Source organism: Cellulomonas dongxiuzhuiae (genome assembly GCF_018623035.1).
GTDB classification, from domain to species: Bacteria; Actinomycetota; Actinomycetes; order Actinomycetales; family Cellulomonadaceae; genus Cellulomonas; species Cellulomonas dongxiuzhuiae.
On record NZ_CP076023.1, the window covers coordinates 3,765,668 to 3,777,407 of the forward strand.

Sequence of the window (11,740 nt, forward strand, 5' to 3'; positions counted from 1 at the left end):
CATCGCCCTTCGCGCTCGAGGTCTCAGCGCCCGCGGCCCCGACTCTCACGGACGCCCCCGTCCTCGTCGTCCTGAGCCTCGACGATCCGAGTCACGTCGACCTCGTCCGGCGTCGGCGGAGCGCTCTGGTCCACGACCACGTGGTGCCGCTCCTTCTCCTCCTGGTAGTAGGAGTAGCTGGGCTGGAACACCTCGACGAGCTGGCCCAGCCCCGACGCACCACCGCCGGGCGCACGCTTCGTGCCGAGGTAGATCCACCCCTTGTGCGATGCCCACGCCGCGACCGCGCCGATCACGCCTGCGACCACCGCGACGATCCACCACTCCATGTCCGTCATCTCCCGTCTCACGCGCGAGCAGCGTCGGCCGGACGGTACAGCCGTCCCCCGAGGAACCCTGCGCGGGCGGCCCCGGGGCGGCCAGGACGGCCGCCGGCCCGGCCCCCACGGGGACCGGGCCGGTGACGCGCCGGTGTCGGCGATGGTGTCAGTCGGTGGGGTGACCGCCGTGGACGGTCCCGCGCCAGGCACCCGTCTCGGTGCGGCGGCCCTCGATGAACTCCTTGAAGCGGTGCAGGTCCTTCTTGACCTGCCGGTCGTCGGCGCCGATCGCCGCGCCGACCTTCTCGCGGAAGCCCTCGGGCTGCCACTCGATGTGCGTCGTGATCCGCGTCGAGGTGGGCCCGAGCGGCTCGAACGTCACGCGGCCGGCGTGCGTCGTGCCGTCGACGCTCGCCCACGCGACGACCACGTCGGGCTGCTGCTCCAGGATCGCGGCGTCGAACTCGCGGTCGATGCCGGCGATGCTCGTCGTCCAGCGCGTCAGCGTGTCGCTGATCTGCTTGATCTCCTCGACGCCGTCCATGAAGTGCGGGAACTCCTCGAACTGCGTCCACTGGTCGTACGCGGTACGGACAGGGACGTCGACGTCGATGGTCTCGTCGATCGTGGCCATGAGGTCTCCTCCGTTGCGTGCCGGATGATGCCCGGACGACGCTACGTCGACCCCGCACGGCCCGCGCGGCGAGAGCGCGCGGTCGGGTGACGTCAGGGAGGCGTCGGAGCGACGTCCGGGACCTCGATGGCGGCGAGCTCTGCGAGCGCGCGGGCGTAGCCGGCGGCGTCCCCGACCCGCGCGGCGGCCCGGGCGGCGACCGTCGGTCCGTGCAGCAGGGAGCGCGTGCGCCGCCGCAGCGAGCGGGCGCGCGTCTCGTCGCGGTCCGACGGCGGCAGGGCGTCCAGCGCCGCCTCGAGCCCGCCGAGGACCCGGGTGCGCTCCGCGAGGACGGCGGGGTCCCACTCCCGCACGCGCCGGTCGGCCTCGAAGTCCTCGGCCGCCTTCAGCACGACCTCCCGCGCGTGGCCCAGCGCGGCGTGCTCCGCCGGGGCGTGCTCCGCGACGGACTGCAGCGTCACGAGGGCGACGCCCGGCAGGGTGCGGACGTCGGGGTCGACGTCGTGGCGCAGCGCGAGGTCGACGACGGTGAGCGGCTGCGGCGACCCGCGGCGCACGGCGGCGAGCGCCTCGACCCCGAGCACGGCACCGGCCGCACCGGAGCACGCGACGACGAGGTCGGTGCGTGCCACCTCGGCGAGGAGGTCCGCGCCTGCCGGCAGCGCCCTGACGCCGCGCGCCGACGCGAACGGCGCCGCCCGCCCGCTGGGGGAGAACACGCGCACGTCGCGCACACCCCGGGCCTTGAGGGCGGCGAGGCTGGCCCCGGCGTAGGAGCCGGTGCCGACGAGCACGCAGCGCACGGCCGACCAGTCGACCTCGCCGTCGGCCTGCGGGAGGGTGCGCGCGGCGAGGTCGAGCGCGACCCCGACGACCGACCGGCCCGTGGAACCCAGGCCCGTCGACTTCTCGACCGCGCGCGAGGCCCGCGAGGCGGCCTGGAACAGCGCCTCGAGCGTGGACGTCGTGGTGCCGTCCCGGCGCGCGGTCGTCAGGGCGCGGCGCACCTGGCCGGCGATCTCGCGCTCCCCCACGACCATCGAGTCGAGCCCCGCGGCGACCGCGAACAGGTGCTCGCTCGCGTCGGCGCCGACCAGCGGGTGCAGCTGCTCGGCCACGTCGTCGACGCTGTAGCCCGACCGGGAGGCGACGGCCTGCGCGACGGCGTGGCGCGCGCGGGGGGTGTGGACGGTGTCGTCGACATCCAGGTACAGCTCGAACCGGTTGCACGTCGCGAGGACGACGGCACCGGTCACGGCGTTGGTCGCGGCGACGAGCTCCCTGCCCACGGCGTGGACGTCCGACTGCAGACGCTCCAGCACGGTCAGATCGAGGGAGTGGTGGCTCGCGACGAGAGACAGGAGCACCACGGGAACCGATTGAATCATCCCGGGAAATGTCCGGCACAATCCTGGGTGTGAGTCTTACCCCACACCATCCGCTCCTCGACGGCCGCACCGGTGATTCCGCGCTGGTGACGGCGTATTCCGGTACCCGTCCCGAGCGTCTGCCGGTCTGGTTCATGCGCCAGGCCGGGCGTTCGCTCCCCGAGTACCGCGCGTCGCGCGCGGGCACCGCGATGCTCGACGCGTGCCTCGACCCGGACCTGGCCTCCGAGATCACGCTGCAGCCCGTGCGCCGCCACGGCGTCGACGCGGCGGTCTTCTTCTCCGACATCGTCGTGCCGCTCCGGCTGGTCGGCGTCGACGTCGAGATCGTCCCCGGCACCGGCCCGGTCATCGCCTCGCCCGTGCGCACGCTCGACGACGTCGCGCGCCTGCGCGACCTCGGCCCGCTGGACGCCGCACGCCTCGCACCCGTCACCGCGGGCGTCGAGCGGACCGTCGCGCAGCTCGACCGCACACCGCTCGTCGGGTTCGCGGGCGCGCCGTTCACGCTCGCCGCCTACCTGGTCGAGGGCGGGCCGTCGCGTGACCACCTCGCCGCGCGCCGCCTCATGCACGCCGACCCCGCCGCGTGGGCCGCGCTCATGGACTGGACGGCCGAGGTGACGGGCGCGTTCCTCGCCGCGCAGGTGACGGCCGGTGCGAGCGCGGCCCAGCTGTTCGACTCGTGGGCCGGGGCGCTGTCGCTGGCCGACTACGCGGCGCACTGCGCGCCCGCGTCGGCGCGCGTGCTCGCGCAGGCGAGCGCGCTGGGCGTGCGGACCGTGCACTTCGGCGTCGCGACGGGTGAGCTGCTCGTCGCGATGCGCGACGCGGGCGCCGACGTCATGGGCGTCGACTACCGCCTCCCGCTCGACGAGGCGTCGGCGCGGCTGGGTGGCGCGACGCCGCTGCAGGGCAACGTGGACCCCGCGCTGCTGTCCGCGCCGTGGGACGTCCTCGAGGCGCACGTGCGCGACGTCGTCCGACGGGGCGCGGCGGCGCCCGGGCACGTCGTGAACCTCGGCCACGGCGTGCCGCCGGACACGGACCCGGCCGTGCTGACGCGGCTCGTGCAGCTCGTCCACACGTTGTGAGCCAGGACGTCGCGCAGGGCCCCGACCCGGCGGGCACGGGCTCGTCGGGGTGGGAGGCCGTCGTCGTCGGTGCGGGCGTCGCCGGGCTCGTCGCGGCGCGCGAGCTGGCGCGCGCGGGCCTGCGGACGCTCGTGCTCGACGAGCGCGAGGCCCCTGGCGGTGCGGTCCGCGGGCACGACGTCGCGGGCCTGCGGCTCGACGCGGGCGCCGACTCCTACGCGACGCGCAACGGCTCGGTGGCCGCGCTGCTGGGCGAGCTGGGCCTCGGGGACGACGTCGTGGCGCCCGAGCCGCGGGGCGCCTGGACGCACCTGACCAGCGGCGATGGTCCGTTGCCGCGCACCGGGCTGCTGGGCGTGCCGGCCTACCCGCTGGCCGCCGACGTGCGACGCACGCTCGGCACGGCGGGCGCGGCACGGGCCGCGCTCGACCTCGTCCTGCCGGCGCGCGTGGGCGCCGACGCCCCGACGCTCGGCGCCCTGGTGCGTGCCCGCATGGGCGACGCGGTGGTGACGCGGCTCGTGCAGCCCGTCGTCGGCGGCGTGCACGCGGCCGACCCCGACGACCTCGCCGCGGAGGCGGCCGCGCCGGGGCTGCGCGAGGCGCTCGCCGCGTCCGGCGGGTCGCTCGCGCGGGCGGTGCGCCGGCTGCGGGCGTCGGCCCCGGCGGGCACCGCGGTCGAGGGCGTGGCGGGCGGCGTGCACCGCCTGGTCGACGCGCTCGTCGCCGACGTCACCGCGCACGGCGGCGTGGTGCTGACCCGCACCCGTGCGGAGTCGGTGACGCGCACGGCGGACGGCACCCTCGCGCTCGGGACGCGGGACCTCCACGACCCGCCGCGGCCGTCGCGCGACCTGCGCACGCAGCGCCTCGTCGTGGCCACGCCAGGTGCCGCAGGCCTCCTGGACGGGCTCGACGGTGCGGACCTGCGCGACGTGCGGCTCGACGACGGCGCGCCCGTCACGCTCGTCACGCTGGTGCTCGACGAGCCCGCGCTGGACGCCGCGCCGCGCGGTACGGGCGTCTTGGTGGGGCGGGGCGCCGACGACGTGCGCGCCAAGGCCCTCACGCACGCGAGCGCCAAGTGGGGCTGGGTCGCGCGGGCGGCGGGGGCCGGCCGGCACGTCGTGCGGCTGTCGTACGGGCGTGCGGGTGACGAGGCGCGCGGTGACGTCCTGCCGACGGGAGACGCGCTCCTCGACCTCGCGCTGCGGGACGCCGCGACCCTGCTCGGCGTGCCGCTGGGTCGCGGCACGCTGCACGGGTCGGCGGTGGTGCGGTGGACGCAGTCGCTGCCGCGCCCGAGCGCCGGGCACCGGGCGGCGGTGGCCGCGGTGCGGCAGACCGTCGACGCGATGCCGGGGGTCGCGGTGTGCGGGGCCTGGGCGGCGGGCAACGGGCTCGCCTCGGTGGTCCCGGACGCACGCGCGGCGGCGCGGTCGCTGCTCGTCGACACCGGGCCCGACGCCTCCTGAGCGCGCCGTCCAGCGGCCGAGCCGAATCTGTCCGCCGCTCTCGACAAACGAGATGACGGTACGTCAGAATTGCGCGGCGGGAATGACGTGGATCACCATTCCGGGCAGGCCGGCTGACATTCTGACAATACGTCAGATCGATGCGCCCGGTCATATTCCTCTCTCACCTGCGGGAACTCCCGCGGCGGCAGGCTGTTTCGACATCCGCGCGCCCGACGACGACACTGGACGCATGCCTCAGCAGGTGCGCATCGGCACGCGCGCGAGCGCCCTGGCCCTCACGCAGACCGGCCACGTCGCGGACGCGCTCGCCGCCCTCGCCGACCTCACGGTCGAGACCGTCCGCGTGCGGACCGAGGGCGACCGCGTCCGGGCGTCCCTGGCGACCCTCGGCGGCACGGGCGTCTTCGTCACCGCGCTGCGCGACGCGCTGCTCGACGGCCGCTGCGACGTCGCGGTCCACTCCCTCAAGGACCTGCCGACCGGACCCGCCGACGGTCTGGTGATCGCCGCCGTCCCGCCCCGCGCCGACGCGCGCGACGCCCTGTGCGCCCGCGACGGCCTGACGCTCGCGACGCTGCCCGCCGGTGCCCGCGTCGGGACCGGGTCCCCGCGCCGCGCCGCACAGCTGCGCGCGCTGCGGCCGGACCTGGACGTCGTGGACATCCGCGGCAACGTCGGCACCCGCCTGGGCCGCGTGCGCGGGCTCGACCCCACCACGGTCGCCGACGGGCCGCACGTCGGCCCCGACGCCCCGCACCCCGGGGTCGCCACCGACGCGCCGCGCGGCGACCTCGACGCGGTCGTCCTGGCCGCCGCGGGCCTGGGCCGCCTGGGACGCCTCGACGCCGTGAGCGAGTGGTTCGACCCCGACGTCCTCGCACCTGCCCCGGGCCAGGGCGCTCTCGCGGTCGAGGTCCGCACGGGCGACGCGTCGGGCGACACGCCCCTCGCCGACGCGCTGCGTGCCCTCGACGACGCCCCGACGCGGCGTGCCGTGGTCGCCGAGCGCGCCGTGCTGGCCCGCCTCGAGGCCGGCTGCGCCGCACCCATCGGTGCGTGGGGCCGCCTCGACGACGCGACCGGGACCCTCGTGCTCGACGCCGTCGTCGCCGCGGTCGACGGCTCCCGCGTGCTGCGCCTCGCCGCCCGCGGTCCCGCCGCCGACGACGCCGACGCCGACACCCTGGGACGACGCCTCGCCGAGGACCTGCTCGCAGCCGGCGCCGCCGACCTCGCCCCCCTGGGGGAGGTCCGGTGAGCGCCGCCGGACCCGAGACCACCGCCCCCACGGGCCCCCTCACCGGCTGGCGCGTCCTCGTCCCCCACCCTCCCCTCCCCCGCCAGCCCTCCACCCCCCAGCCCGCGAGAGAGCAATCCCGTCACGGCGACACGGGCCCCACCGCAACCGGATCGCTCTCTCACCACCTGGGGGCGGCGGTGAGTCCCGCCGCGATGGCGCTGCTCGCGGTCGGTGCGGAGCCGCTCGTGGTGCCGCTGGTGCGGACCGTCCCCCTCGACGACCTCGTACCGCTCGACGACGCCCTGCTCGCGCTCGGCGCGGGCTGGTACGCGTGGCTCACGGTGACCAGCCAGGCGGCCGTGGCGGTGCTGGCCGAGCGCGCCGCCGCGCACGACGACGGGCTCGCGGCCCTCGTCGCGCGGGCGGGCGTGCGGGTCGCGGCGGTCGGCCCGGGCACCGCGCGCGCGCTCGGGGCGCTGGGCGTGCCCGTGGACGTCGTACCGCCGGTCCGCTCGACGGCCGTGGACCTCGTCGCCGCCCTCGTCGCCGCCGACCCGAGCGCGCCCCGCGCACTGTTCCCCCGCGGCGACCTCGCCGCCGGCACGCTCGCCGACGGGCTCACCGACGCCGGCTGGTCCGTCGACGACCCGGTCGTCTACCGCACGGTGCCCGCCGGCCCCCCCGACCCGCAGGTGGCGGCAGCGTGGGCCGCCGGCGACGTGCACGCGGTCCTGCTCACGTCGGCCAGCACCGTGCGCGCTCTGCTCGACCACCTGGGCCCGCCCCCGCCCGCGACGCGCGTCGTCGTCATCGGGCCGAGCACGCAGGCCGAGGCGGACCGCCACGGGCTGCGCGTCGACGCGGTCGCCGGCCGCCAGACCCTCGCCGGGCTCGTCGACGCGCTGGCCGACCACGTCGCACGCACGGGCGCCACGCCCGGCACGCCACCCACCCCCACGGAGGACACACCGTGACCACCCCCACCCCCGGCCGGCTGCGTCCGCGCCGCCTGCGCCGCACCCCCGCGCTGCGCCGCCTGACCGCGCAGACCCGCCTGCACGCGGCCGACCTCGTGCTGCCCGTCTTCGTCCGCGAGGGCCTCGACGAGCCGCACGCGCTGACGTCGATGCCCGGGGTGCTGCAGCACACGCGCGACTCGCTGCGCCGGGAGGCGGTGCGCGCGGCCGAGGCCGGGATCGGCGGGATCATGCTGTTCGGCGTCCCGGCGCACCGCGACGCGATCGGGTCGGGAGCCACGGACCCGGACGGCATCCTCAACGTCGCCATCGCGGACGTGGTCGCCGAGGTCGGCGACGCGCTCGTCGTGCAGGCCGACCTGTGCCTCGACGAGTTCACCGACCACGGGCACTGCGGCGTGCTGACCGCGGACGGCACCGTCGACAACGACGCGACCCTGGAGCGGTACGCCGCGATGGCGCTCGCGCAGGCGCAGGCCGGCGCCCACCTCGTGGGGCTCAGCGGCATGATGGACGGCCAGACGGGCGTCGTGCGGGACGCGCTGGACGCGGCCGGGCACCACGAGGTCGCCGTCCTGGCGTACGCGGCGAAGTACGCGTCGGCGTTCTACGGGCCGTTCCGCGAGGCCGTCGAGTCGCAGCTCGACGGCGACCGGCGCACGTACCAGATGGATCCCGCGAACCGTCGCGAGGCGGCGCGGGAGGTCGCGATCGACGTGGCCGAGGGCGCCGACGTCGTCATGGTGAAGCCCGCGATGTCGTACCTCGACGTGCTCGCGGACGTCGCGGCGTCCACACCCGTACCCGTCTGGGCATACCAGGTGTCCGGTGAGTACGCCATGATCGAGGCGGCGTCCGCACGGGGGTGGATCGGCCGTCGGAGTGCTGTCACCGAGTCCGTGCTCAGCATCCGTCGCGCCGGTGCCGATGCCGTCCTGACGTACTGGGCGACGGAGCTGGCCGGATGGCTGGCAGAGGAGCGGTGATGACGCAGGTGGAGGACGACACAGTGGTGCTGGGGCAGGCCCCGGCCTGGACGGCCACCAGCTCGGAGGCCTTCGTGCACGCCACGTCCGTGATCCCCGGTGGCGTCAACTCGCCGGTGCGCGCGTTCGGGTCGGTCGGCGGCACGCCGCGCTTCCTCGCCTCCGCGCTCGGTGCGTACGTCCGCGACGTCGAGGGCCGCGACTACGTCGACCTCGTCGGGTCGTGGGGTCCGGCGCTGGTCGGGCACGCGCACCCGCAGGTCGTCGAGGCGGTGCAGCAGGCGGCCGCACGCGGGCTGGGCTTCGGCGCGCCGACGACGACCGAGGTCGAGCTCGTCGACGAGATCCGCGACCGTGTGCCCGTCGCCGAGCGCGTGCGCCTGGTCTCGACGGGCACCGAGGCCGTGATGACCGCGCTGCGGCTGGCCCGCGCGTGGACCGGTCGCGACAAGATCGTGAAGTTCGCCGGCTGCTACCACGGGCACGTCGACTCCCTGCTGGCGCAGGCGGGGTCGGGCGTCGCGACGCTCGCCCTGCCCGGGTCGGCCGGGGTCACCGCGGCCGTCGCCGCCGAGACCATCGTCGTGCCGTACAACGACGTCGAGGCGCTGCAGGCCGCGTTCGACGAGCACGGCTCGACCATCGCCGCCGTCATCACCGAGGCGGCGCCCGCCAACATGGGCGTCGTGCCGCCGCTGCCGGGCTTCAACCGCGAGCTGCGTCGCATCACGCAGCACCACGACGCCGTGCTCATCCAGGACGAGGTGCTCACGGGCTTCCGCGTCGGCCGCGCCGGCTGGTGGGGCCTGGAGGGCGCGTCGGAGCAGTGGGCCCCCGACCTGCTGACGTTCGGCAAGGTCATCGGCGGCGGGCTGCCCGTGGCCGCGGTCGCGGGGCGCGCGGACATCATGGAGCAGCTCGCACCGCTGGGGCCCGTCTACCAGGCGGGCACGCTGTCGGGGAACCCGGTGGCCACGGCCGCGGGCCTGGCGACGCTGCGGCTCGCGGACGCCGAGGCCTACGCGCGGGTGGACGCCGCGGCGATGCACCTGCGACGCGCGGTGAGCGGTGCGCTCGCGGACGCGGGCGTGCCGCACGCGGTGCAGTGGGCGGGGAGCCTGTTCAGCGTCATGTTCGGCGAGCACGCGGCGTCGGAGGGGGCGCGGGACTACGCGGCCGTGCAGGCCTCGGAGCACTGGCGGTACGCGCCGTTCTTCCACGCGCTGCTCGACGCGGGGGTGCTCGCGCCGCCGTCGCCGTTCGAGGCCTGGTTCGTCTCCGCCGCGCACGACGAGGCCGTGCTCGACCGCGTCATCGAGGCACTGCCGGCCGCGGCCCAGGCCGCAGCACAGGCCCGCCCCCCGGAGTGACCCGCGGCTGACCGCACGAGACCGGGCCGGGTCGTCGTCCCACGGTGGGACGACGACCCGGCCCGGTCTCGATGTGCGTCCGTCCAGGGGACGGACGGATGGCGGTGCGTCAGCGGGTCGGCGGGACCGGGGTCACGTCGGCCAGCGCCGCGGCGTCGTCGGACGTCCCGGCGGGCTCGGCCGGGCCGTGCCCCACGGCGGCGACGTCACCGCGGCCGGCGGCCAGGTCGTTGCGGTAGGCGCGGACGGACCACGTGATCGCGGCGATCCAGACGAGGGCGATGGCACCCAGGACGAGGCCCTCGGTGGGCGTGTCGCCGACGCCGACCCAGTCGGAGCGCAGGATCGTGCGGGCGTTGGTCAGGACGATGACGCCGCCGACGGCCGAGCCGAGCACGCGGCCCGGGACCTTGCGGACGAGCCACGCGGCGAGAGGGGCTGCGATGAGGCCACCGATCAGCAGGGCGAGCACCCAGGTGAAGTCGATGCCCTGCGACCCGATCGCGAACAGGAAGCCGAGGCTCGCGGCGATCGCGACGAGGAACTCGGAGGTGTCGATCGACCCGACGACCTTGCGCGGCTCGAGCCGGCCGCTCGCGAGCAGCGCGGGCGTGCCCACGGGGCCCCAGCCGCCGCCGCCGGTCGCGTCGACGAAGCCGGCGACCAGGCCGAGGGGCGTGAGGAACCGCTTGCGCAGCGGCAGGCCCTGCCGGTCGGTGCGCAGGCCCTTGAGCGTGAAGCGGATCAGCAGGTAGAGGCCGAGCGCCAGCAGGATCAGCGACATGACGGGCTTGGCCGCGTCGGTCGACAGGTTCGACAGGAACGTCGCACCGGCGAACGCGCCGATGGCCCCCGGGACGCCGACCCGCAGGACGACCTTCCAGTCGACGTTGCCGAACTTCCAGTGCGAGACGCCCGACGCGAGCGTCGTGCCGATCTCGGCGAGGTGGACGGTGGCGGACGCGGCAGCCGGGTTGGTGCCGATCGCCAGCAGCAGCGTCGACGAGGTCACGCCGTAGGCCATGCCCAGGCTTCCGTCGACGAGCTGGGCGGCGAGCCCGACGAGGGCGAGCAGGACGATCGTGGGCACGTGGACCACCTCGGGAGGGCCCGGCACGGGGCCGGGGGTCGGATGTCGAGCGCGCACGGACGGATATCCGTACCACGCTGATAATTCCGATCCGAGTGCTCGGGTTACAAGACCTTCCCGCATCGTGAGACGCCGTCTCGCACGTCGAGAGGCTGCTGGAGCGTCGACCCCGCCCCGGTCACGGGTTCTCCCACGCGTCCTCCCGCGCGGCCAGCACGTGCACCGACTCGGGGAGGTCCCGGGCCACGACGTCGGCGAGCGTCACGACGTCGAGCACGTCGCGCACCGCCGTCCGCAGCGCGACCCACACCTCGAGCAGGGCGGTCGCCGAGCCCTCGTACGTCAGGCCCGGCGGGCGCACGTCCCGCACGGTCACCAGCGGCCCGTCGACCGCGCGGATCACGTCGGCGAGCGTGATCTCGTCCGCCCCACGGGCCAGGAGGTAGCCGCCGGAGCGGCCGCGCACGCTGGTCACGACGCCGCCGCGCCGCAGGTCGCCCATGATCCGCTCGAGGAAGCTGGTCGGGATGCCCTGGCCGGCGGCCAGCACGTCGCTCGGGACGGACTCACCGCCCGGCCTGCTCGCCAGCTCGGCGCACGCCCGCACCGCATAGTCCGCTTTCGCCGAGACACGCATGGTCCTGATTCTCCCCTGCGCCGCGTGCTGCCACGTGCAGGCGGGGGACGCCGGACGGGTGAGGTCGGAATACCCCGGGGGGGTACCCTGTTCACATGAGCGTGATGCCTGCAGCCCCGCAGCCCGCCACCGACGTCCACGCGCACGCGACGGGCGCGGCACCCGACGCCGCCGCGCCCGGCTACTCCACCGCCAAGGACGAGTACCTGCGCCGGCTGCGTCGCGTCGAGGGCCAGGTCCGCGGCATCGCCCGCATGGTCGACGAGGACGTCTACTGCATCGACGTCCTCACCCAGATCGCGGCCGTGACCAAGGCCCTGCAGGCCGTCGGCATCGGCCTCGTGGAGGAGCACCTCGGGCACTGCGTCGTCGACGCGGCCCGGCAGTCCCCCGAGGCCGGCGCCGAGAAGGTCCGCGAGGCGTCCGCCGCGATCGCGCGACTCGTCCGGAGCTGACCCCGGGCGGCTCCCACCCCCACGAGGAGAGCCGCCCCCACCCCTCCCGGCCGCACCGGCCGCCCGCCGCG

The 11,740-nt window shown here is 76.2% G+C and carries 12 protein-coding genes; 7 read left to right on the forward strand and 5 right to left on the reverse strand.

Going from position 1 to position 11,740, the window contains the following annotated elements:
• Positions 1-23: 23 nt before the first annotated feature.
• The 3 genes from KKR89_RS17000 to KKR89_RS17010 form a co-directional block, all read right to left on the reverse strand.
• Entirely contained in the window at positions 24-329 is a 306-nt protein-coding gene (locus KKR89_RS17000) for a hypothetical protein (RefSeq protein ID WP_208196501.1), read from the reverse strand.
• A 157-nt stretch (positions 330-486) separates the two neighbouring features.
• Positions 487-954 carry an SRPBCC family protein gene (locus KKR89_RS17005; RefSeq protein WP_208196502.1) on the reverse strand — a complete coding sequence of 156 codons (468 nt, stop codon included), beginning with the start codon at positions 952-954 and terminating at the stop codon, positions 487-489.
• 92 nt (positions 955-1,046) lie between these two features.
• On the reverse strand, positions 1,047-2,324 hold the full coding sequence (locus KKR89_RS17010) for a glutamyl-tRNA reductase (RefSeq protein WP_208196503.1): 1,278 nt from the start codon (positions 2,322-2,324) through the stop codon (positions 1,047-1,049).
• 26 nt (positions 2,325-2,350) lie between these two features.
• Here KKR89_RS17010 and hemE point away from each other — a divergent pair, with 26 nt between their 5' ends.
• The 6 genes from hemE (at position 2,351) to hemL (ending at position 9,487) form a co-directional block, all read left to right on the forward strand.
• Positions 2,351-3,436: a uroporphyrinogen decarboxylase gene (gene hemE / locus KKR89_RS17015; RefSeq protein WP_208196504.1), complete on the forward strand. Its 1,086-nt coding sequence runs from the start codon at positions 2,351-2,353 to the stop codon at positions 3,434-3,436.
• Entirely contained in the window at positions 3,433-4,911 is a 1,479-nt protein-coding gene (gene hemG, locus KKR89_RS17020; protein ID WP_208196505.1) for a protoporphyrinogen oxidase, read from the forward strand. The genes hemE and hemG overlap by 4 nt, the downstream gene beginning before the upstream one ends.
• Positions 4,912-5,143: 232 nt before the next feature.
• Complete coding sequence (gene hemC / locus KKR89_RS17025; RefSeq protein WP_208196506.1) at positions 5,144-6,172, forward strand: hydroxymethylbilane synthase; 1,029 nt, start codon at positions 5,144-5,146, stop codon at positions 6,170-6,172.
• Between the two features lie 179 nt (positions 6,173-6,351).
• Positions 6,352-7,128, forward strand: coding sequence for a uroporphyrinogen-III synthase (locus tag KKR89_RS17030; protein ID WP_208196507.1), 777 nt, complete (start codon positions 6,352-6,354; stop codon positions 7,126-7,128).
• Positions 7,125-8,117 (forward strand): porphobilinogen synthase, encoded by a 993-nt coding sequence (hemB, locus tag KKR89_RS17035; protein ID WP_208196508.1) that lies wholly within the window; start codon positions 7,125-7,127, stop codon positions 8,115-8,117. Before KKR89_RS17030 ends, hemB begins: the two co-directional genes overlap by 4 nt.
• A complete protein-coding gene (gene hemL / locus KKR89_RS17040) occupies positions 8,117-9,487 on the forward strand; it encodes a glutamate-1-semialdehyde 2,1-aminomutase (protein WP_208196509.1) in 1,371 nt (456 codons plus the stop codon). Before hemB ends, hemL begins: the two co-directional genes overlap by 1 nt.
• A 109-nt stretch (positions 9,488-9,596) precedes the next feature.
• On the opposite strand, the gene KKR89_RS17045 is transcribed toward hemL, so the two are convergent.
• Together KKR89_RS17045 and KKR89_RS17050 are read right to left on the reverse strand one after the other, a co-directional pair.
• Positions 9,597-10,577: a sulfite exporter TauE/SafE family protein gene (locus KKR89_RS17045; protein WP_208196510.1), complete on the reverse strand. Its 981-nt coding sequence runs from the start codon at positions 10,575-10,577 to the stop codon at positions 9,597-9,599.
• Between the two features lie 178 nt (positions 10,578-10,755).
• Positions 10,756-11,214 (reverse strand): RrF2 family transcriptional regulator, encoded by a 459-nt coding sequence (locus tag KKR89_RS17050; RefSeq protein WP_208196511.1) that lies wholly within the window; start codon positions 11,212-11,214, stop codon positions 10,756-10,758.
• A gap of 95 nt (positions 11,215-11,309) precedes the next feature.
• On the opposite strand from KKR89_RS17050, the gene KKR89_RS17055 reads away from it, so the two are divergent.
• Positions 11,310-11,669: a metal-sensitive transcriptional regulator gene (locus tag KKR89_RS17055; RefSeq protein WP_372438577.1), complete on the forward strand. Its 360-nt coding sequence runs from the start codon at positions 11,310-11,312 to the stop codon at positions 11,667-11,669.
• The last annotated feature ends 71 nt before the right edge of the window (positions 11,670-11,740 follow it).

Bases quoted from the DNA above. Each gene is read 5' to 3' on its own strand.
- KKR89_RS17000 (WP_208196501.1), bottom strand. From the start codon at position 329: ATGGAGTGGTGGATCGTCGCGGTGGTCGCAGGCGTGATCGGCGCGGTC.
- hemL (WP_208196509.1), top strand. From the start codon at position 8,117: ATGACGCAGGTGGAGGACGACACAGTGGTGCTGGGGCAGGCCCCGGCC.
- hemC (WP_208196506.1), top strand. From the start codon at position 5,144: ATGCCTCAGCAGGTGCGCATCGGCACGCGCGCGAGCGCCCTGGCCCTC.
- KKR89_RS17005 (WP_208196502.1), bottom strand. From the start codon at position 954: ATGGCCACGATCGACGAGACCATCGACGTCGACGTCCCTGTCCGTACC.
- KKR89_RS17055 (WP_372438577.1), top strand. From the start codon at position 11,310: ATGAGCGTGATGCCTGCAGCCCCGCAGCCCGCCACCGACGTCCACGCG.
- hemE (WP_208196504.1), top strand. From the start codon at position 2,351: ATGTCCGGCACAATCCTGGGTGTGAGTCTTACCCCACACCATCCGCTC.
- KKR89_RS17050 (WP_208196511.1), bottom strand. From the start codon at position 11,214: ATGCGTGTCTCGGCGAAAGCGGACTATGCGGTGCGGGCGTGCGCCGAG.